The following is a 22,169-nucleotide window of genomic DNA, read 5'->3' as shown; positions in this document are numbered from 1 at the left end:
GCGACCATAGCAAGAGTGAACCACCTGATCCCTTCCCGAACTCAGAAGTGAAACCTCTTAGCGCTGATGGTAGTGTGGGGTTACCCATGTGAGAGTAAGTCATCGCCAGCTCATTATTCGAAATCCCCCTCCGCCAAGGCAGAGGGGGATTTTTTTATGCGTGGAATTTAGTCAAATAAATGTTATTTATGTGCTATTTCGACTGAAACATCACATAAAAATAAAATTGAGAGGCGTATACTGAACCGGTCTATGGAGCGGATATGTCCTCAAATTCATCTTCAAGCCATATTGAATATGGCTCTTCTGCTTTTAAAGCAGTGCTTTTTTCCTTATTCCTTGCTGGCTTTGCCATTTTTTCATCACTGTATTGCGTACAGCCGATGATGCCGATTCTGGCTGATTATTTCCAGGTCAGCCCGACTCAAAGCAGTTTCCCTTTATCTTTTTCTACCATTGCCTTGGCAGTTGGCCTGATTTTTACTGGACTAATATCAGACCGATTCGGTCGTAAGCCGATTATGGTCTGGTCTCTATTTTCAGTCTCAGTATTATTACTATTAAGTGCAATATTGCCGATCTGGTCCGTGTTTCTGACCACACGAGTAATGATTGGATTGACAGTCAGTGGTGTCGCTGCGGTCGCGATGACTTATATCGGAGAAGAAATTGCAGAAAAAGATATCGGTTTTGCCATGGGCTTATATATTTCTGGCACAGCGATAGGTGGTATGGGAGGGCGTTTAATTGCCGGAGTTTTAGTGGATTTTATCTCCTGGCAATCTGCCACTTTGATTATCGGTATCTTAAATCTTTGTATCGCTGGATTATTTTCTTACCTATTACCCGCTTCGCAACATTTTAAAGCCTATCCAATCAAGCTGAATCGTTTTAAAAACTCATTTAGGCAGAATCTCGCTGATCCAAAACTTCGGGTTTTATTCCTGCAAGGTTTTATCTTGATGGGCTGCTTTGTCTCGGTATTTAATTATCTGAGTTATCGCTTGATCCAAGCGCCATTTGAATTATCTCATGTCTGGATTGGCGTGATTTCGATTACTTATTTGGCCGGTATTTATAGCTCCCCTCGAGCAGCACACTGGGGACGGCATTATGGCAAATTCAGAATATTGGCAGCCATGATCCTGATGATGCTTGTGGGCTTGGCGCTGATGCTGATTAATCAGTTGGTTGTTGTTTTTATCGGATTGCTGATTTTTACTTTTTCTTTCTTCGCTGCCCATTCGACTGCCAGTAGCTGGGTGTCGATCCAGTCGTTACAGTATCGGGCAGTCGGTTCGTCGCTGTATTTATTTTGCTATTACCTGGGTTCAAGCGTGTTGGGGAGCTCAAGCGGATTGGTATGGGAAAATTATGGCTGGATAGGATTAACTGTGTTTATCACAGCGTTATTACTGACAGGTTTGGCATTTAGTTTAAGACTCCGTTCAAATTAGAGATTCTGTCCAAGCTTTCCTCCTCATAAATAAGATAAATTTCTTTTTTGATATATTTAAACTTTAGATTCAAGTGACAAATAGAAAGTGGTTCAGTTAGTCTCTGATTTTGTATAAATTATAATCAAGCAAGCTAGACCTGATTCATGGTAAAATAATCGGCTTTCATCTTTGATCTTATTTTTAGATCTCCTATCATCTGCCAGCCGAGAATTGCTAGCCATGTCTACTGCTTATACCATGCAGACTGCGCCAAAAGCGTTGTTTGATTACGACAAATATTGGGCGTCTTGTTTTGACCCTGCGCCATTTTTGCCGATGTCACGCGAGGAAATGGATCAACTCGGCTGGGACAGCTGTGATTTTATTTTAGTTTGTGGTGATGCTTATATCGATCATCCGTCTTTCTGTTCAGGCATTATTGGTCGTACGCTAGAAGCACAAGGCTTCCGTGTCGGCATTATTGCACAGCCAGACTGGACCAGCGTGGATGCGTTCCGCGTTTTGGGTAAACCGAATATTGCTTGGGGTGTAACAGCAGGGAATATGGATTCTATGATCAACCGTTATACGGCTGACCGTAAAATCCGTTCTGATGATGCCTATTCACCAGACAATCAGCCAAACAAACGTCCAGACCGTGCGGCAACCGTGTATTGCCAGCGTGTCCGTGAAGCTTATCCGGATGTACCGGTATTATTGGGCGGTATTGAAGCATCCTTACGTCGTATTGCGCATTATGATTACTGGTCAGACAAAGTCCGTCGTTCAGTATTGATGGATTCAAAAGCCGATCTTTTGATGTACGGTAATGGTGAGCGTTCAATCACTGAAATCATGCATCGCTTGGCGCGTGGTGAAAAAATCCAAGATATTACCGATGTTCGTGGTACAGCGTTTATTGTGAATAAACACAACCGCCCATCGAAAGCCAAATTTGTTGAAATCGCATCGAATGATGTGGATGCGATTGGCCGTGTTGATCCAATTATTAACCCTTATGTCATGACTGAAGATATCGAGGGTTGTGAGATTGAACAAGGCAAGGATTCTAGTCAGTACCAAGGTTTCCAAAAAGAACATGTCGCCAATCCGATTGTGCGAGCAGGGGATGACTTAGATCCTGATACGCAAATTGTGCAACTGCAACCGGCTTCTAAAGCGATTAAACATAAGTTACCGCCGCGCGAATTGGCCGTAATCCGTTTGCCTACTTTTGAAGAAGTTGCTGCAGATCCAGTGCTCTATGCACATGCCAACCGTATTCTACATTTGGAAACCAATCCGGGGAATGCGCGTGCCATGGTGCAAAAGCATGGTGAACGTGATGTCTGGTTGAATGCACCGCCAATTCCGTTGACTACGGAAGAGATGGACTATGTGTTTGACCTGCCTTATGCACGTCTGCCGCATCCTGCTTATGGCAATGCCCGTTTCCCTGCGTTTGACATGATCAAATTCTCTGTGAACATCATGCGTGGCTGTTTCGGTGGCTGTACTTTCTGTTCGATTACGGAACATGAAGGTCGTATTATTCAGAACCGTTCTGAAGAATCGATTCTGCGTGAAGTGGAAAAAATCCGTGATACGGCTCCAGGCTTTACTGGCATTATCTCGGACCTGGGTGGCCCAACAGCCAATATGTACCGTCTGGCCTGTAAAGATCCTGAGATTGAAAAGAACTGTCGTAAACCGTCATGTGTATTCCCGGGCGTGTGCCAAAACCTGCATACCGACCATGCGCCATTGACGCAGTTATATCGTAAAGCACGTTCTTTACCAGGCATTAAAAAAATTCTGATTGGTTCAGGCCTACGTTATGACCTTGCGGTTTTAAACCCTGAATATGTCAAAGAACTTGTCACCCATCATGTCGGTGGTTACTTAAAAATTGCGCCTGAACATACCGAGAAAGGTCCACTCAATAAAATGATGAAGCCGGGTATTGGTACCTATGACCGCTTCAAGCAAATGTTTGATCGTTACAGTAAAGAAGCCGGTAAGGAACAATACTTGATTCCTTACTTCATCGCGGCGCATCCGGGCACCACCGATTACGACATGATGAATCTGGCGATTTGGTTGAAGAAGAATGGTTTCCGTGCCGATCAGGTACAGACCTTCTATCCATCACCGATGGCGACTGCAACTACTATGTATTACACGGGTAAAAACCCGCTGGCGAAAGTGGCGCGTTATACTGAAAATGTTGACATTGTGAAAGGTGAGAAGCGTCGTCGTTTGCACAAAGCTTTCTTGCGTTATCATGATTCAAACAACTGGCCTTTACTGCGTGAAGCCCTGAAAGAAATGGGTCGTCAGGATTTGATTGGTAATTCGAAACAGCATTTAATTCCGACTTATCAGCCTGTAGGCAGTGCAGACGGTCAGTATCAATCGGCGCGTAAGAAGAATTCGACGGTTGCCGGTGATTCGCAAAAACGTACCGGTGAGCAAGGGAATCGTAGCAAGGCTGCACAAGCTCAGTCACGTCCTTCAAATACCAAGAAACGTCCTGAGCGTGGTCAAATTCTGACCCAGCACACTGGTTTACCACCACGTGAAACGGGTGATGCCAAAAAACCGTTTGGTGGGCCAAAGCCTAAAGCGAAGCCCAAATCACGTGCATAATTAAGTTAATAAAAAGACACTTCGGTGTCTTTTTTTAGCTCTTGGGTAAAGTAACGTAGCCTGAGCTTGTGCGTTGAAAGTGTAAAAGAATATATTATTTGGACTAAGTTCTTTAAAAAAGTGATATAAAAATAACACTTTGTCGGAATTGTCCTACAGTTGGGCAGATATGTATTGCGATCAATTCCATGGATGTTTTAGAGTGCATTATCAGTACTTTAAATCCACTTTCATTGGCATCTAGAGAGATGTCACTTTAGGTAACATAGAATCGAGTTTTGATACCGGTTGTATGGGTATTTAAACAGATTGGTTGTTAGCTCTATTTAAAATAAAGCGTGGGTTTATACTGCACAACAATAAAACAAAAATGATTATAAGAATGCAAGGATTTAGGCATGACCACCTATATTATGATTGGGAGTTTCCTGCTCTTCTGTGTCGTGCTCATGGCATGGAAAAAGCTCGGAAATAATTCCAAACCACAAGACAGTGCGTTAAAGCAACGTGCTATTTTTAACCTGAATGAGCAATTGACCTTCACTCGCCTGAGAGAAGTCTTACCTGAATACATTATTCTGGCACATGTTTCCTATGATGCCTTAATGACGACTAAATTTAACCGGACTCGACATAAGTACCGCAACCTGACTGCAGATTTTGTAATTCTGGATCAGCAGCACCAGATTTTAGCCGTGGTGGGAGTGGATGATCCCTTAATCTTAAAGCGTCCCCAGCAGACGGGTTTTCAGGATGCATTACTAACCATGGCCGGTTATCGGGTGATTCGTTACGATGATGTGCCGGAATATTATCAGTTGCGCCAGGACTTCTTGCAGGAGCAAGCGCAAATGCAGAAAATGCCCAAATATACAGTTAGCAATGATCTGAAAAAATATTATTTATATTCGGATTTAGAGCGCAGTAAAATTAAAGCAGTCGGTTAAAACAAAAAAGCATGCCAGAAGCATACTTTTTTTTATGAGTATCGATCTTGAAACATTATTCCGGTTTAACCGCCACGACGGTCAGCTCGACCAATACCCGTGGATCATAGAGTTTTGCTTCGACACAGGTACGAGGCAGGGCTTCGATATCAGCGACCCAGGCATCCCAGACTTCATTGAAGGCTGCATAATCCTTTTCAATATCTTTCAAATAGATAGTTACCGACATGATGTGACTTTTGTCTGTGCCGGCATCTGCCAGAAACTGGTCAATAATATCTAAAGTCTGTTGGGTTTGTCCTTTAATATCCAGTTCGACATCTGTGGCCAGCTGGCCGGCAAGATGCACCAGATTACCGGCAATAGCAATTTCCGAAAAGCGTTTCGATACGTGTAAACGTTCAACTGTCATGTTGTTCATCCTGAGTTTTGGGCATCAGGGCTGCGACCAGTGCAGTCAGCAGACAACCCACCGCCAGATAGATGGCTACATAATGCCATGAACCATCCGCCCAAATCACCAGTGCCGCTGCAATAAATGGGGTAAAACCACCCCCAATGATGCTCCCCACCTGATAGCCAACTCCGGCACCGCTGTAGCGGTATTCTGTGCCAAACAGGGAGGTGAAAATCGGTTGATGGACACTGACCACCATATCGTGTGCGACGTTCGCCAGTAAAATTGCCCCCATAATGATCATCCAGGTGTTTTGTGCATCGAGCGCCATAAAAAATGGAAAGGCTGAAAGCGCACCAATCAAACCGCCCCAGACACACATTTTCTGATGATTGAATTTATCCGCCAGCCAGGCAAAAAATGGAATACTGAAACAGCTAATTACCCCGACCATCAGCGTGATATTCAGGAAGAACTGTTTGTCCATGCCTAGGTTGCTGGTGGAATAGTTCAGGGCAAAGTTGGTGACCAGATACATGGTCAGTAATTCAGTCAGACGTAAGGCAATGATATAGAAGAAAGCTTTTGGATGTTTGCTGATGGCTTGCAAGATTGGCAGCTTTTCTGGATGATGGTCTGCTTTGACCACCTTTTCTACAAATTCCTGAGATTCATCCTGATCACGGCGAATCCACATCGCCACAGCTAACAGTACGATGCTGGCCAGAAAGGGAATACGCCATGCCCACTCGGCAAAGGCTTCTTCACCCAGTGTCGCAATAATAATCGACACTGCACCGGTGGCCAATACCAAGCCAACACCATAGCCGACCTGAACGCCACTGCTATAAAAGGCTTTTTTACCCTTGGGTGCATTTTCAACTGCCATCAGAGCTGCGCCGCCCCATTCACCACCGACAGCAAAGCCTTGCAAGGCTCGACAAAACACCAACAGCACCGGAGCCCACCAGCCAATTGCCTCGAAATTTGGCAGTAGACCAATCCCGACCGTGGAAATTCCCATCAGGATTACCGTGAGTACCAGCATTTTTTTGCGGCCGAGCTTGTCACCAAAGTGACCAAATACCACACCGCCTAAAGGACGAAACAGGAAGCCGACCCCAAAGGTGGCTAGTGCCGCCAAGGTGCCCATGTTCTCGCCAATACTAGGGAAAAACTGATCTTTAAAAATTAAGGCTGCAACAATGCCGTAAAGGAGAAAATCATACCAATCGACAACAGCACCAACAAAACTAGATAGCGCAGCTTTACGTGCGCGTTGTTCTTGAACAATAGAAGAATTTACAGAAGACATGCAGGAGGGGATTCCATGAGTTACATCAGAGTTGCCCTGCAATATTCGGATTTGATCGTCACGCTAATCACAGGACAGCATGCTGAAAGTAAAGGTGATTTTCAGCATCTCAGCACATACATGGATAATGCATTGCGCAGATAGAGTACTCTAAAAAATCAAAATGTAAAAACAAAGTTGCCGTATTTTTAAACTGATGCCTAAAACATGATCAAAAAAGGTTTAGAGTAGCAATAACTGGGTTTCAGTTTCGGGGACGCTGAGCTGATACACGCCGACGCCGATCAGCCGAAATTGCATCTGCGGAGCAATATGCAGGTCGTCGAGCAGTAAGTCCAAGGCTTGGGCTAATTCCTGTGGGCTACGCAGCACCTGTTTAAAACTTTTACTGTGTTGCATCACCTGAAAATTCTTGAGTTTTAATTTGACCGTAACGCCGCGAGCAGAAAGCTGTTTCTTTTGCAGGCTTTGCCATACTTGTCCAACTAAAGGTTCCCAATAGGGGCGACATTGATTTAGATGAAGGTCATCATCAAAAGTGGTTTCTTTGGAAATTTGCTGGCGCTCCCGTTCCACCTCAACCGGTCGTTCATCAATGCCTTGAGCATACAAAAATAGCCGCCGTCCATATTTGCCAAAATGCTGAATCAGTAAGGCTTCATCAATCTGTTGTAAATCGCCTAAAGTTTCTAGATTCAGGCTTTTCAGTTTTTCCTGAGTGACTTTACCGACGCCGGGAATTTTTTTCAGGGGCAGATCCTGGATAAAACGCTGTACCTGCGAAGGTTTAATCACACAGATCCCATTCGGTTTGTGCCAGTCCGAAGCAATTTTAGCGAGAAATTTATTGGGTGCCACACCGGCAGAAGCAGTTAATCCGGTGGCTTGAAAAATATCCTCGCGAATTCGCATGGCGACTTCGGTGGCACTGGGAATCTGCTGTAAATTCTCCGTGACATCCAGAAAGGCTTCATCCAGAGACAGTGGCTCAATCAGGGAAGTATATTGCTGGAAGATCTGATGAATCTGTGCCGATACTTGCCGGTATTTGGCAAAATCTGGCTCAATCACGATAACTTGAGGACACAGTTTGCGCGCCTGCCCCATGGACATGGCAGAACGCAGGCCATAAACCCGTGCCGGATAGGAGGCAGCCGCGACCACCGCCCGAGGATGATGCGAGGCTATCACCACAGGTAAGTCTTTCAGTTCTGGACGTTCACGCAGCTCAACCGAGGCATAAAACGCATCCATATCGATATGAATAATTTTGCGCATGTTCGCTATCTTAAGGGGCTTTAATCGGATTGGGAAGCGAAGGCTGAGTTGAGTAAATAGGGTTGCGGTCCGCTGAGCAGAATGACTTTTGTCCCTTGTGTCTCGGCAGCCTGAATCAGAAGTTGCAAACTTTTTGGAGTGTCATCGGCAAGACGGGGTAAAAATTGCAGTGGCTGCTTTAAAGGCTGAAAAAAATCATCCCAATGCACCGGAATCACTACTTTGGGCTTGAGCATGTTCAGGGTTTCAGTCAGATATTGCTGCTGATAGTCACTGGATTGTCTGGAGAGCTGGGCAATACCTAAAAATAAAGTATCGACCTGTAGGTTTTTAAATTGATCCGGGATAAATCCGGTACTGGTCTTGACCAGAATTTTATGTCCCGCATGCTCAATCAAGTAATCGAAACTGCCACCTTCTTTAAATTCGGAAAATTTAGCCGGAAGAGTTAAAGGCCGCAGCAGCTCTTCGCCTAAATCATCATTTATCGCTGTGGGCGGGGTATGTTGTGAGGGAATTGCCGTGGTCTGGAAATGTCCCCATTGCTGTACTTGCCCAGGCTTAATCGGCTGTAATTGCTGTGGAGTAACTTTGGGATTTGCCCGGGCGATATTCAGGGTGCTCGGCGAACCGACCACAGCAGTTTCGGGAAGCATCTCTAGTAAAGCCGGGACATCCAGAACATGATCATAATGAGAATGACTGACCAGAATGACTTGGGTCCGGCTCAATTCGTGGCGTTGCACCAGTTGTTCAATGAGTAGCCTGTCACTTTGAATAGGGCGGCTAAGTACTTGCCACAAAGATGGCCGGCTAAAGAAACCATCGATTAGGACCTGATCGTGGCCATCATCGAGTAACAGGGTGGACACACCAAAAAATTTAACGGTGAGACCGTGAACGGATGTACCGGTTTTCGGCTGCCACGCTTGAAAGTCCCTGAGTTCTCCTGAAGCTTGCAACAGATAAGCCAGTGTACCTGCGATGAGCAGGAGAAGAATTAGCAGACCGAGTAAAACGCCTTTTATCCATTTCAATCTTTTTATTTCCTTGTTGTTTTTATAAAGAACCTATTTTCAGGCGATCAGCTTTGTTTCTCTTGATTCTTAGATGAGGGTACTGCAATTGCATTCTTTTTGAGAAAATCCAGCCATTGCTGTTCTGAGCCATAAAAAACATTCAGGTCTACCGGTGTGGTAATACCGGGAATTTTCCCCTGACTGGTATGTTGCCAAAACGTCCATTTAGGCTGATCTTTTAAATCAGGCAGACCTTTGTATTCACGTACCCAGAGTGGTACGTTAGGAAAGTGTCCTGCCAGTACAATATTATAAAAAGCTTTAGAAATATAGAAAATCGGCTGCTTGCCATAATGCTTTTTCAGGGCATCGTGCATCACCTGAATTTCGTTTAAAAGCTGCTCTTTAGAATAGGTATTGATGCATTTGCTGTCATATTCCAGATCAATTACTGGCGGTAAGGCATCCGGTTTATTGGGTACGGAGTCAATAAAATTCTGGGCTTGAATGCTGCCATCGCGGCAGAGGCGGTAGAAATGATAGGCACCGACCAGAAAGCCGCGTTCCCGGGCCTTGAGCCAGTTTTCCTGAAATTTGGTATCTTTAAAGTCGCCGCCTTCAGTGGCTTTCAGATAAACAAATCGGTATTTTTCAGGCGAAATCTGCTGCCACTGAATCTCTTTTTGATGATGCGATACATCAAAACCCTGGATTGGGTAATCGGCCGCATGGGCAGAGGGTGCTTTCATCAGGCAGAGATAGACCATGGCGCTAGCGATCACAGTGATTAGCACGCCAAGCCCAATCAAGAGCGATTTATGAACTCTGTTCGGAGCCTGATTTTTCTGCATTTTCAGTCCTTGCCTATATGTGATTTAGCCTAAAACTTACAATCAGCCCAAAGTGAATATAGCGCATCAAACCGGGGTATTTTTAGGAATATGCCAGAAAATATAGGCCGCAATAATATTGATGCAGCCTAAACAGATCAGTGATACATGAAAAGCAGCCACCAGATTGTCAGCGCCGTAATAGGCACTCAGCATGTTCACCAGTGTTCCTGCCAGTGCCACCCCGATACTCATTGACAGCATCATGATCATCGACAGGAAACTGTTGCCGCTACTGGCATCCTGCTGGCTTAAGTCCTTTAAGGTCAGGGTATTCATCGACACGAATTGCAGTGAATTTAAAATGCCGAAGATAAAGAAATGAATCGCACGGAGCCAGATTGGGGTTTCCGCCGTGGTCAGGGCAAAACTGGCAATACATAGACCTACCAGTAAGGTATTGACCAGCAAGACCCGACGGTAGCCAAAACGCTGAATGATGTTGCGGATAATGGGTTTGGAGGCCAGCGAACCGAGCACAGTCGGAATCATCAATAAACCGGTAATAAAAGGTTCAAAACCGAATGCGACTTGCAACATCAGAGGCAATAAAAACGGAATCGAGTTGCCGCCGAGACGGGCAAAGAAATTACCCAAAATGCCAATCGCATAAATTTTATTTTTAAACAACTGGCTGCGAAACAGCGCGTTGCTATGCGTATGTGAATGATAGGCATAAATCAGGGTGGCCAATAAACCGGCCAGAATCAGGCTGAGGCTCCACCACAGCGAGTTGTGTGGACTGGCAAAATTTTCAATTCCGAGACAGAGGCCCACCATGGCCACGACCAGCAAGATAAAGCCCCAATAATCAAAATGGGCGACTGTAGGTTCAAGTACATTCGGCATGGCCTTAAAGGTAATCAGTGCGCCCAGCAAGCCAATCGGCAGATTGATCAGGAAAATCCAGTGCCAGGACAGATATTCGACCATCCAGCCACCTAGGGTCGGGCCAATCAACGGACCAATCAGACCGGCCAGACTCATCAGACTCATGGCGGCCAGAAATTGGGTACGGGGAATGATCTTCAGCATCGCCAAACGGCCGACCGGCAGCAATAATGCACCACCGATCCCTTGAAAGATCCGGTACACCAATAATTCATTCAGGCTACTTGACCAGGCACAGCCCAAAGAGGCCAAAGAGAAAATAATAATCGCAGCAAAATATGTATTTCTGACCCCGAACCGGTCTGCCAGCCAGCCACTTAAGGGAATGCAGGCCGCCACAGACAGCACATAAGCCACGACCACACTGTGCATGCGTAGCGGATCTTCCTGCAAATTTTGGGCAATTGCAGGTAAGGCGGTATTAATAATGGTGGTATCCAGCCCCTGCATGAAAAAGCCAATCGAGACCAACAAGACCAGCAGTCTAAACTCGGGATCTAAGGCTTGATGCGTAGGCGTGGCATTCATAATTCTGGAAAACTGAAAATTTTGAATAGTTTAAAGGAATCAGCCGAGTCTGTCGTATATAAAGCGTTTCAACTTTTATAGCAGTGTTGTGTCAAGGAACTGCAACCGATCTGTCATGGCACTGCAATGCTCTGGTTATAAATTGGTCACGAATTCTTCATGATAGATCAACAAAAAAATGAAATTAAAATTAAAGTCTTTGATAGTGGCCATGCTGGCTGTGGGGATGGTGGCATGTGGAAGTGAGAATGAAAATGAAACACCGGTTCCAATCGTCGAGGCTACACCGAACTCGATCGAGTTAAGCAAATTAGCTGCTTATGAATCGGGTATGTTTGCGCAAAGTGCAGCAGAAATTCCGGCCTTTGATGCCGAGAGTCAACGCCTATTCGTGGTCAATGCCAAAGAAGGCGTATTGGATGTACTGGATTTAAGTCGACCTGATCAGCCGAAAAAAATAACATCTATCACGGTCGATGACATTGCGCCAGAGGCTGAGGTCAACAGTGTCGCGGTACATAATGGCATTGTCGCCATTGCGATTCAGGCTGCTGTGAAAACCGATCCTGGCTATGTGGCCTTATATCAGGCCAAAGACCTGAGTAAGCTGGCCCACGTACAGGTGGGTGCCTTGCCGGACATGTTGACTTTCACACGGGATGGTCAAAGCTTGCTGGTGGCCAATGAAGGCGAGCCTTCTGATGATTATCAGGTCGATCCAGAAGGTTCAGTGTCTGTCATTAGTCTGGCCAATTTAAAAGCCCCGATCGTTCGTACAGCAGACTTTAAGGCCTTTAATGGATGGGAAGCAGCATTGCGTGAACAGGGCATCCGCATTTTCGGACCAAAGGCCAGCACAGCTCAGGATTTTGAACCTGAGTACATCACTGTTTCAAAAGATGGAAAAACTGCTTGGGTTGCCTTACAGGAAAACAATGCCTTGGCCAAAATTGATGTGGCTTCTGCCAAGGTGCTCGCTGTTTATCCATTTGGCTTTAAAGATCATGGCATGAAGGGTCATGGTATGGATGTCAGCGATGCGGATGGTGTCGAGGGTAAAGGCAAAATCGATATTCAAACTTGGGCCAATGTCCGTGGCTTATATATGCCAGATGCGATTGCAAGTTTCGAGGTCGCCGGCAAAACCTATATTGTGTCTGCCAATGAAGGCGATGCCCGTGCCTGGGGTGAAAACAATCCTGCATATTTCAATAACGATACCAGCCAAGGCTTTGTAGAAGAATGGCGGGTGAAACACTTGGTGCATGCCAAAGGCTTTGACCGCCGTCTGGGTGATGATTTACCAGCCCATCTTCGGGTATTGGCCAAAGGTGCAGAACTCAATCCAACTAACTTTGCCTACTGCGGTGCTATTGTAGGGGATGCCAAAGACTGCCGTGAAGATCATCTGTTGGGCCGTTTAAATATTACGTGGACCGAAGGCTATCAAAAAAATGCCGATGGTACAGCCAAACTGAATGAACGGGGCAATCTGGTCTATGATCATTTATATAGCTTTGGTACACGCTCGGTCAGTATCTGGGTGGAAAATGATCAGCAGACCGGTTTGGATTTGGTATGGGATTCGGGCGATCAATTTGAGCAGTATATTGCCAAACATCATCCTGAAATTTTCAACTTTAATCATGAAGAAGCCGGACTGGATAATCGCAGTGACAATAAAGGGCCGGAACCTGAAGGGGTGACCTTGGGGCAGATTGGCCAAAAAACCTTTGCCTTTATTGGGCTGGAGCGTGTCGGTGGCATCATGGTCTATGATGTGTCTACACCTGCATCACCAGTCTTCGTGCAATATATTAATTCACGTGATTTTAAAGCGACTACAGCGCAGATTGAAATGGGACAAGCCGGTGATTTAGGACCGGAAGGTTTGGTATTTATCCCCGCCAAAGACTCCCCGAATAAGAAATCCCTCCTGGTGGTCGGCCATGAAGTCAGTGGCAGTACCACGATTTATCAAGTAAATCTCAAGTAGTCAAAAGCTTTTAAATTCAGGGCACTTCGGTGCTCTTTTTTGTAAGGTGACCATATATATGACAGTCTTGTCATTAAAATGAAATAAAACCGTCATAATCTTGGGCCAACTTTTCAGCACTGCTGAAATCTCCTCGCGTATAGGTTTGTTTTTATGACAATCGAGATTTTGATGGTGATCGGCTTCTGTTTGGCCGCTTACTCTATTGTCGGAAATGATGTACCTCAAACCTTAGGGACATTTATTTCTTCGAATTCACATCGCCCATGGTGGGTATTGTGGATTTATATCAGCTCAATTTTAATTGTCGTATTGGTCTATGGTTGGTATGCATCTGGGGTGGGTGATGCCTCATACGGTCGTTTAGAAACGATTCCTTTCCCTGAAGGTGGCATTACCTGGCTGTACATTGTGCCGCCAATTCTGCTGTTGATGCTGACCAAATACGGGATTCCAGTCAGTACCACTTTCCTGGTGCTTACGATTTTCTCTCCCGCCAGCTTAGGCTCGATGATGGTCAAATCGATGATGGGCTATGCGGTGGCCTTTGTGGTGGCGATTGTCATCTATCGTTTTGTGGTCAAGCAGCTGGCACGCCATTTTGCCAAGACACGTCATCAGGAACACTCCAAGGTCTGGATGGGCTTGCAGTGGGTATCTACCGGTTTCCTGTGGAGCCAATGGCTGATTCAGGATCTGGCCAACATCTTCGTGTATGTGCCGCGTCAGGTACCGTTTGAATTCCTGATGTTTGCGATTGCGGTATTCGTAGTGTTGCTGGGCGTGATTCTGTATCAACGTGGTGGGGCCATCCAGAAAATTGTCGATACCAAAACCGGTGTGACCGACATTCGTGCTGCGACGATTATCGACTTCCTGTATGCCATTATCCTGTTGATCTTCAAAGAGTGGAGCAATATTCCAATGAGTACCACTTGGGTATTCCTGGGATTACTTGCAGGTCGTGAATTTGCCATGTCGATGATTCTGGATGAAGTCAATAAACATCGTACGTCACGCAATGTCAGTGCAGATGCCATGAAACTGATGTTCGGTCTGGCTATGTCGGTCATTCTGGCAACGACTTTGCCGATGTTTTATGAGTTTGTGACGAATTATGGTCAATAAGACCTGATATTAAAAATCCAATAAAAAAGCGAGCCAGGTGCTCGCTTTTTTATTGCTTGAGAAGCTTAGACTACAAATCTTTGCGGATGGCCTAAATTGGTTAAAGTCGTATAAATTTCTTCTTCGTGTTCACAAATGATCAGTTTGGCACGATGCTGTGGCGGTAAAAAACCATCTTCAACGGCGCGGTCCAGCTGCGCAATCAAGGCATCATAGAAGCCATTCACGTTATAGAGCATCATCGGTTTCTGGTGCTGGTTTAGCTGACCCCAAGTGGCAATTTCCAGAATTTCCTCAAACGTGCCCAGTCCACCCGGCAAGGCCACAAAGGCACAGGCCCGCTCGGCCATCATAGCCTTGCGTTGATGCATGCTGGTCACCACATGTAATTCGGTGAGCTGGTTATGGGCAATTTCATAATCCAGCATAAATTCAGGAATCACCCCTACAGCTTCACCGCCATGCTGGATCATGGCATCCGCGACCTGTCCCATCAAGCCAATACTGGCGCCACCGTAAACCAGCCCGAAACCATGTTCTGCCAGTCCTTGCGAGAGATGAATGGCTTTTTCTAAATAAACCGGTTTGTTGCCTGCACGTGAACCACAATAGAGAGCCACTAGAGGGCGTGTTGTTTTTGGGGAGTTTTCTTTAAAATAATCTGTCATTTGAATTACGCTTTGCATTTATTTTCTTCACCTTATCATTTTTCTTTCTTGTGACTCTAGCTTAATTAATAAATATGACAATTCTGTGAGCAGGGACATTTTCACTGCAATAGGGCTCAGCAAAATTCATCGATAAACAGCTATGAAAACAGGTGAATTTCAAATTGATCTTGATATACTGAAAATTGGTTTCACAACAATAGAACGACGATGGGTAGTGGTAGTTGGCCGTTTAACTTTATAAATCTACGCCAAATAATTGATCTTATTCAATATAAAAAATTCTGTTTTGCTGTGTCACAGCGTCAGGTGATTCCATGCTGCAGTCCTGAGCTTCAGGAGCCAAGCGTATGATCTTTGAATGGATGTCAGACCCTTCAGCCTGGGTCGGTTTACTCACGTTGATTGTTCTTGAGATTGTACTCGGGATCGACAATCTGGTTTTCATTGCTATTTTGGCGGAGAAACTGCCACCAGAACAACGTAATACGGCGCGGATTGTCGGCTTGATGCTGGCCCTGCTGATGCGTTTGATCTTGCTGGCCTCGATTGCCTGGGTAGTGACCCTCACTGATCCACTATTCCACATCTTTGATCATGCTTTCTCGGGCCGCGATCTGATTCTATTGTTTGGTGGGGTGTTCCTGCTGTTTAAAGGCACCATGGAACTGCATGAGCGTCTGGAAGCCAAACCCGTCATCAAAGAAGAAAATCCGGTCCATGCGGTATTCTGGATGGTGATTGTCCAGATCGTGGTGCTGGACGCCGTATTCTCATTAGACAGCGTGATTACTGCGGTTGGTATGGTCAAAGACCTGTCAGTGATGATGATTGCCGTGATTATTGCCATCGGGATTATGCTCTGGGCATCCAAAGCTCTGATGGATTTCGTCAACAGACATCCGACCGTGGTGATTCTGTGTCTGGGCTTCCTGATGATGATCGGCTTCTCGCTGGTGGTCGAAGGCTTCGGTTTCCATATTCCGAAAGGTTACCTGTATGCTGCAATTGGCTTCTCGGTGATTGTCGAATTTATTAACCAGACCATGAAACGCAATCAGGAAAAAATGGTGACCACCACCGACATGCGCTACCGTACTGCTTCTGCCGTAATGCGGATGCTGGGTGGTAAACCTGCTCAGGACAATGATTCTTCTGAGCCGGAAGATGTTCTGGCGACACGTGCCTTTGCTGATGAAGTCTTTAATGATGATAACGGTATCTATCACAGTGTCATGGTGCAGGGAGTTTTGGGTCTGTCTGAACGTCCGGTCAAGTCGGTAATGACGCCACGTCCTGAACTGGAATGGATTGATCTGGACAATGACGCTGACAGTATCAAAGAACAGTTATTGCAGATGAGCCACTCGCGTCTGATTATCGCCCGGGGTGAACTGGATAATATTGCCGGTGTGGTACTGACCCATAAAGTCCTCAACGAATACATTGAAACCGGGGTGCTGGATTTTGAAAAGCACTTACGTGAACCGGTGATTGTGCATGAAAATGCCCAGGTCTTGATGGTGATGGAACAGTTGCGTCAGGCTCCATTGCAGATGGCAATTGTCCTGAATGAATATGGTTCAATTGAAGGGATTGCCACCCCAATTGATATTCTTGAAGCAATTGCCGGTGAATTCCCGGATGAAGATGAGTTGCAAGCCGCCGCGGAAAGCCTGGAAGATGGCAGCCTGATTCTGGATGGTTCCACCGATATTCGTCATGTTTCCTTGCTGCTGGATCGTGATCTGGTCAATGAAACCGAAGAATATTCGACTTTATCTGGTTATGTATTGTTCCATATGGCACGTTTACCACATAGCGGTGAAAAGTTTGAAGCAGATGGGCATATCTTTGAGGTCGTGACGATGGACGGTCATAAGATCGATAAAGTGCATATCATTCCGCAGCTTCCTGCACAGGACTAGATTCTAGCCAATGTTTGGCCTGTAAAGTTTGCTAAAATAGCCCGCATTGTCGGGCTATTTTTATGGAACTGAAATGTCAGAAGCATGTCCATGTGGACAAGGCGAATATCACAGTTGTTGTCAGCCACTGCATGTAGGGCAAAAGGTCGCAGAGACTGCACAGCAACTCATGCGTTCCCGTTACAGTGCCTTCGCCAAGCATGAAATCGATTACATCAAAACCACGACTGCGCTGGGTCAGCAACAAGCGCTGGACCTGCAGTCAATTAGTGAATGGAGTAAAGCCAATCAATGGTTAAAGCTTGAAATTGTTCAAGCCAATGAAAAACTAGATAAAAATCATGCCTTGGTCGAGTTTAAGGCACATTATCATGATGGCAAGCAGGCACAGGTGCATCATGAAGCTTCGCATTTTGTGAAGTTTGAAGGTCGCTGGTATTTTCTGGATCCGACTACAGACCATAACATCACCATGAAACAGGCCTGCATTTGTGGTTCGGGGAAAAAATTTAAGCAATGTTGTGCCGGATTCTTATAACTTTCACACAGATTTAGCTTAGAATAGCCGCCATCTCATAGCCTCAGGTGGAAGCAGGGCGATGTTACTGACCGTCATCTATATTATTGCAATTACCGCTGAAGCCATGACCGGGGCACTGTCCGCTGGCCGGCGCAGCATGGACTGGTTTGGCGTGATGATTATTGCCTGTGTTACTGCACTGGGCGGTGGTTCGGTCCGTGATGTTCTGCTCGGACATTATCCCTTGACTTGGGTCAAACATCCCGAATATCTGGTGCTGACCTGTTGCGCCGCCTTCGTCACCATCCTGATTGCCAAATGGATGCGACAGTTACGTAATGTATTCCTGGTACTGGATGCCTTGGGGCTCATTGGCTTTACCATTATTGGCTGCCAGATTGCCCTGGAAATGGGACATGGTTTTGTGGTCAGCGCCGTCGCGGGTGTTTTGACCGGAGTGTCTGGCGGGATTTTGCGTGACATTTTATGTAATGACGTGCCGCTGGTGTTCCGCCGTGAACTGTATGCCAGTATTGCCTTTGTTTCAGTGATCTTTTACTGGCTCTGTAGCCACTACGGCTTGTCGCAGGATCTGACCATTTTGTCTACCCTGATTTTTGGTTTTAGCTTACGTCTGATCGCCATCTATTTTGGTCTGGAAATGCCAAAATTCATTTATAAAGATGATGATGAGCACTCGGCATCTTCCAAAGACGAATCTTAATTTTTAAATGTATAAAGTGCGGCAATAAAAATAGCCGCATTCAGCTCAATTCGTAGTATAAAAAATATAAAGCAGCCCACCTGTTGAGAAAGCAGCATCTCCCGTTCCACCTGATCAGAGATTTTTGTTATGGATTTAGTTTCTCGCATACAACGCTTACCGATTGGTAGGTTTCACTACACCTTGCTGGTGGTGATTGGACTGGGCTGGATGTTTGATGCGATGGATACCGGATTGATTTCCTTTATCCTGGCAAAAATGGCTGAAGACTGGCAGATGACTGCCGATCAAAAAAGCTGGGTGGTGTCGATCGGTTTTGTCGGCATGGCGATCGGGGCGATTTGTTCAGGTGGCCTGGCAGACCGTTTTGGCCGTAAAACAGTCTTTGCTGCGACCCTGGTCATTTATAGCCTGGCCACTGCAGCTTGTGCTTTTGCACCGGATCTGACCTGGCTGCTGGTATTCCGTTTTATCGTCGGTTTGGGCTTGGGTGGTCAGCTACCCGTGGCCGTAACGCTGGTCAGTGAATATATTCCTGCGCATGTACGTGGCCGTTTTATTGTCTTGCTGGAAAGTTTTTGGGGGCTGGGCTGGCTGGTCGCGGCGCTAGTATCGCGCTTTATCATTCCAGATTTTGGCTGGCAAACCGCTTTCATGATTGGTGGCCTGCCTGCGCTGTATGCCATCGTGATCTGGAAAATGGTGCCGGAATCTATTCCTTTCCTGATTAACCGTGGCCGTATAGAGGAAGCTTCGGCACTGGTGAAAAAGATTGAGCGTCAATGTGGCGTTCAAGTCTATGAAATTTTTGAAGTGAAACCGGTCGCAGAGAAGCAGAATATTTCATTTTCCCAGTTATGGTCGGGTATCTTTGCGCGCCGTACGCTTATGCTCTGGCTGATCTGGTTCGGTATTATCTTTTCCTATTATGGCATCTTTACCTGGTTGCCAAGTTTACTGGTCAAAGAAGGCTATAGCATTGTCCAGTCTTTTGAATATGTGCTGATTATGATTCTGGCGCAGTTGCCCGGTTATCTGGTGGCGGCATGGCTGGTCGAAAAACTCGGTCGTAAGCCGACTTTGGCCGGCTTTATTGGCATGTGCGCGATTTCTGCCTATTTCTTTGGTCAGTCGGGTAGTGTTACTGAAATCGTGATTTGGGGCTGTCTGATGTCCTTCTTTAATCTGGGTGCCTGGGGCGTACTCTATACTTATACGCCGGAACAATATCCGACCAATATCCGTGCCTTTGGTTCAGGCTGGGCCGGGGCTGTTGGCCGGATTGGCGGTATCGCGGCACCTTTTGCTGTAACCCATCTGATGGGTATGCCGAATGGCTTTAGCTATGTCTTTACCATGTTTACGGCAGTTCTGGTCGCTGTCGCGATTGTGATTCTGGTCTTGGGTGAAGAAACCAAAGGCAAGACCCTCGAATCGATGGGCTTATAAAGGGAATGATTTTTTAGTTGCTTAGGGCCTATAAAGTGGATATTTTTAGGCCATAAGACACAAATTGTCGCGCTGAACGATTTGATGCCCTTGTGTCATCTACAGCCACGACTTAGCATAAGAAACATTGATACAAAAACGAATTATTTAGGACTATAGGTTGTTATGACAAGCCTTGCGCATCATGCGACAGAAAACCGCTCCGTAGCAGAATTTACCGAACAAGCTTATCTGAATTACGCCATGTACGTGATTATGGATCGGGCACTCCCTCATATTAGCGATGGCCTGAAACCGGTACAGCGCCGGATTGTCTATGCCATGAGTGAGCTGGGCCTGAAATGGACCAGCAAACCAAAGAAATCGGCACGTACAGTCGGTGACGTACTGGGTAAATACCATCCGCATGGTGACTCGGCCTGTTATGAAGCCATGGTGCTGATGGCACAGCCCTTTAGTTATCGTTACCCGTTTATTGAAGGGCAGGGCAACTGGGGTTCACCAGATGATCCAAAGTCTTTCGCAGCGATGCGTTATACCGAAGCCAAGCTTTCCCAGTACAGTGAACTATTACTGTCTGAACTGGGACAGGGCACCTGTGAATGGCAGGACAACTTTGACGGTTCGATGAAAGAACCGGTGAACTTGCCGGCACGTGTACCGAACATCTTGCTGAATGGCACCACTGGTATTGCTGTCGGTATGGCCACAGACATTCCACCGCATAACCTGCGTGAAGTGGTCAAAGGGACGATTGCGCTAATTCGTAATCCGAACCTGACCGATGAAAAAATCGCAGAATATATTCCTGCGCCAGACTTGCCGACCAAAGCTGAAATTATCACCCCGCCTGCTGAACTGTTAAAAATTCAGACCACAGGTCGTGGCAGCTACCGCATGCGTGCGGTCTATAGCGTCGATAAAAACGAAATTATCATCACCGAACTGCCTTATCAGGTGTCAGGCTCCAAAATCATCACCCAGATTGCCGATCAGATGCAGGCCAAAAAACTGCCTTTGGTCAGCGATGTACGGGATGAATCGGATCATGCCAATCCAACCCGTTTAGTGATTGTATTGCGTTCGAATCGTATTGATGCCGAATCGGTGATGAGTCACTTGTTTGCCACCACCGATCTGGAATCCAGCTACCGCGTCAACATGAACATGATTGGTGCGGATGGCCGTCCACAGGTGAAATCGATTCGTCGTATTTTACTGGAATGGATTGAGATCCGTAAAACCACGGTAACGCGTCGTCTGCAATATCATCTGAACAAGATCGAAAAACGCCTGCATATTCTTGGTGGTCTGATCATTGCTTATCTAAATATTGACGAAGTGATTCAGATTATTCGTGAAGAAGATCAGCCCAAGCCGCTACTGATGCAGCGTTTTAATATTGACGAGATTCAGGCCGAAGCGATTCTGGAACTGAAATTGCGTCATTTGGCCAAGCTTGAAGAAATGGAAATGCGCCGCGAACAGGAAGAGCTGGAAGCGAAAGCTGCAGTAATTCGTGAACAACTGGCCAATCCGGAATCTTTAAAAAGCCTGATTATTTCTGAACTGAAAGACGATGCCAAGAAATTTGGTGATGATCGCCGTTCGCCAATCGTACAGCGTGCCGAAGCTGCTGCAATCAATGAAACTGAAATGTTGCCGGCCGATCCGGTGACGGTGGTGTTATCAGAAGCTGGCTGGATTCGCTGTGCCAAAGGCTATGAAGTCGATGCAGAAAATCTGAATTTCCGTGCCGGTGATCAGTACTTGAGTCATGCACAGGGCAAATCCAATCAACGCGTTTATGTAATAGATGACACTGGGCGTAGCTATGCCTTGGCCATCAATACGCTACCATCTGCGCGTGGTCTCGGCGAACCGCTCAGTTCAAAACTGTCTCCAGGCAGCGGGGTCGGTTTTAAACAGGTTCTGGTGGCAGAGGATGAAACTGAAATTCTAGCAGCAAGCAACAAAGGCTATGGCTTTAAAACCCAGGCCAAGCAGCTGGATACCAGTGCCAAAGCCGGAAAAGCTTTCCTGAATTTATCTGAAGGGGCAGAGGTCATGAACCTGCAGCCACTCGAAGATGCCACACATGTTGCACTGCTCAGTTCAGCAGGACGCCTGTTGATTGTCGATTTAGCAGAATTACCTGTACTGAACAAAGGTAAAGGAAATAAATTGATACAACTTGAAGGTGATGAACAAATTTTGTCCATGACAATATTGAAGCTTGATGAAATAATTCAAGTGCTTGCAGGACAACAGCAGTTAAAATTAAAAGGGGATGATTTGCGCAAATATATCGGCAAGCGCGGTGCAAAAGGACAGCTTTTACCACGCGGATATCAAAAAGCAAATAAACTGTTGATTCAAAGATAAGACTAGCATCCATCCTGC

18 protein-coding genes and 1 rRNA gene are annotated in these 22,169 nt (G+C 46.0%); 12 read left to right on the top strand and 7 right to left on the bottom strand.

Going from position 1 to position 22,169, the window contains the following annotated elements:
* The 4 genes from rrf to ACP7BU_RS06210 all read left to right on the top strand — a co-directional run.
* A 5S ribosomal RNA gene (gene rrf / locus ACP7BU_RS06225) occupies nucleotides 1-111 on the top strand; the annotation flags it as partial.
* 152 nt (nucleotides 112-263) lie between these two features.
* Nucleotides 264-1,457, top strand: a complete 1,194-nt coding sequence (locus tag ACP7BU_RS06220) for an MFS transporter (protein ID WP_253113949.1) — start codon at nucleotides 264-266, stop codon at nucleotides 1,455-1,457.
* A gap of 222 nt (nucleotides 1,458-1,679) precedes the next feature.
* Nucleotides 1,680-4,088, top strand: coding sequence for a YgiQ family radical SAM protein (locus ACP7BU_RS06215; protein WP_425879279.1), 2,409 nt, complete (start codon nucleotides 1,680-1,682; stop codon nucleotides 4,086-4,088).
* A 398-nt stretch (nucleotides 4,089-4,486) separates the two neighbouring features.
* The gene (locus tag ACP7BU_RS06210) at nucleotides 4,487-5,035 is read left to right on the top strand and encodes a DUF2726 domain-containing protein (protein WP_004732580.1); all 549 of its coding nucleotides are present in this window, start codon (nucleotides 4,487-4,489) and stop codon (nucleotides 5,033-5,035) included.
* Nucleotides 5,036-5,090: 55 nt separating this feature from the next.
* Here ACP7BU_RS06210 and ACP7BU_RS06205 read toward each other — a convergent pair whose 3' ends face one another.
* Nucleotides 5,091-5,447 (bottom strand): RidA family protein, encoded by a 357-nt coding sequence (locus ACP7BU_RS06205; RefSeq protein WP_005101539.1) that lies wholly within the window; start codon nucleotides 5,445-5,447, stop codon nucleotides 5,091-5,093.
* Entirely contained in the window at nucleotides 5,437-6,747 is a 1,311-nt protein-coding gene (gene shiA / locus ACP7BU_RS06200; RefSeq protein ID WP_044108955.1) for a shikimate transporter, read from the bottom strand. Before shiA ends, ACP7BU_RS06205 begins: the two co-directional genes overlap by 11 nt.
* Nucleotides 6,748-6,762: 15 nt before the next feature.
* Here shiA and ACP7BU_RS06195 point away from each other — a divergent pair, with 15 nt between their 5' ends.
* On the top strand, nucleotides 6,763-6,891 hold the full coding sequence (locus ACP7BU_RS06195; protein WP_004732574.1) for a hypothetical protein: 129 nt from the start codon (nucleotides 6,763-6,765) through the stop codon (nucleotides 6,889-6,891).
* A gap of 78 nt (nucleotides 6,892-6,969) precedes the next feature.
* On the opposite strand, the gene dinB is transcribed toward ACP7BU_RS06195, so the two are convergent.
* The 4 genes from dinB to mdtD all read right to left on the bottom strand — a co-directional run bounded on the left by dinB (nucleotide 6,970) and on the right by mdtD (nucleotide 11,353).
* Nucleotides 6,970-8,025 (bottom strand): DNA polymerase IV, encoded by a 1,056-nt coding sequence (dinB, locus tag ACP7BU_RS06190; RefSeq protein WP_425879282.1) that lies wholly within the window; start codon nucleotides 8,023-8,025, stop codon nucleotides 6,970-6,972.
* Between the two features lie 20 nt (nucleotides 8,026-8,045).
* Nucleotides 8,046-9,062, bottom strand: a complete 1,017-nt coding sequence (locus ACP7BU_RS06185; protein WP_425879284.1) for an MBL fold metallo-hydrolase — start codon at nucleotides 9,060-9,062, stop codon at nucleotides 8,046-8,048.
* A gap of 47 nt (nucleotides 9,063-9,109) precedes the next feature.
* Nucleotides 9,110-9,895, bottom strand: coding sequence for a glycoside hydrolase family 25 protein (locus ACP7BU_RS06180; RefSeq protein WP_425879286.1), 786 nt, complete (start codon nucleotides 9,893-9,895; stop codon nucleotides 9,110-9,112).
* Between the two features lie 66 nt (nucleotides 9,896-9,961).
* Nucleotides 9,962-11,353, bottom strand: a complete 1,392-nt coding sequence (gene mdtD, locus ACP7BU_RS06175) for a multidrug transporter subunit MdtD (protein ID WP_195725454.1) — start codon at nucleotides 11,351-11,353, stop codon at nucleotides 9,962-9,964.
* Between the two features lie 178 nt (nucleotides 11,354-11,531).
* On the opposite strand from mdtD, the gene ACP7BU_RS06170 reads away from it, so the two are divergent.
* Nucleotides 11,532-13,349 carry a choice-of-anchor I family protein gene (locus ACP7BU_RS06170; RefSeq protein WP_425879289.1) on the top strand — a complete coding sequence of 606 codons (1,818 nt, stop codon included), beginning with the start codon at nucleotides 11,532-11,534 and terminating at the stop codon, nucleotides 13,347-13,349.
* Nucleotides 13,350-13,502: 153 nt separating this feature from the next.
* On the top strand, nucleotides 13,503-14,477 hold the full coding sequence (locus ACP7BU_RS06165; RefSeq protein WP_004281025.1) for a hypothetical protein: 975 nt from the start codon (nucleotides 13,503-13,505) through the stop codon (nucleotides 14,475-14,477).
* Nucleotides 14,478-14,542: 65 nt separating this feature from the next.
* On the opposite strand, the gene ACP7BU_RS06160 is transcribed toward ACP7BU_RS06165, so the two are convergent.
* Entirely contained in the window at nucleotides 14,543-15,163 is a 621-nt protein-coding gene (locus ACP7BU_RS06160; RefSeq protein ID WP_004281026.1) for a TIGR00730 family Rossman fold protein, read from the bottom strand.
* Nucleotides 15,164-15,495: 332 nt separating this feature from the next.
* Between ACP7BU_RS06160 and ACP7BU_RS06155 the strand changes: the two genes are divergently transcribed.
* The 5 genes from ACP7BU_RS06155 to parC all read left to right on the top strand — a co-directional run bounded on the left by ACP7BU_RS06155 (nucleotide 15,496) and on the right by parC (nucleotide 22,151).
* Nucleotides 15,496-17,073: a TerC family protein gene (locus ACP7BU_RS06155; RefSeq protein WP_004281028.1), complete on the top strand. Its 1,578-nt coding sequence runs from the start codon at nucleotides 15,496-15,498 to the stop codon at nucleotides 17,071-17,073.
* A 73-nt stretch (nucleotides 17,074-17,146) separates the two neighbouring features.
* Complete coding sequence (locus ACP7BU_RS06150) at nucleotides 17,147-17,611, top strand: YchJ family protein (RefSeq protein ID WP_314104080.1); 465 nt, start codon at nucleotides 17,147-17,149, stop codon at nucleotides 17,609-17,611.
* Between the two features lie 61 nt (nucleotides 17,612-17,672).
* Nucleotides 17,673-18,317, top strand: a complete 645-nt coding sequence (locus ACP7BU_RS06145) for a trimeric intracellular cation channel family protein (protein WP_004644893.1) — start codon at nucleotides 17,673-17,675, stop codon at nucleotides 18,315-18,317.
* A gap of 129 nt (nucleotides 18,318-18,446) precedes the next feature.
* Nucleotides 18,447-19,766, top strand: coding sequence for a niacin transporter NiaP (niaP, locus tag ACP7BU_RS06140; RefSeq protein ID WP_004644895.1), 1,320 nt, complete (start codon nucleotides 18,447-18,449; stop codon nucleotides 19,764-19,766).
* 165 nt (nucleotides 19,767-19,931) lie between these two features.
* Complete coding sequence (parC, locus tag ACP7BU_RS06135) at nucleotides 19,932-22,151, top strand: DNA topoisomerase IV subunit A (protein ID WP_425879293.1); 2,220 nt, start codon at nucleotides 19,932-19,934, stop codon at nucleotides 22,149-22,151.
* The last annotated feature ends 18 nt before the right edge of the window (nucleotides 22,152-22,169 follow it).

Origin of the sequence: Acinetobacter sp. 40AMC3-4, from assembly GCF_049898185.1 — a bacterium.
In the GTDB taxonomy this organism is placed as follows: Bacteria; Pseudomonadota; Gammaproteobacteria; order Pseudomonadales; family Moraxellaceae; genus Acinetobacter.
Note: the sequence above shows the minus strand (reverse complement) of the source record. Positions and strands in the feature narration are given on the sequence as shown.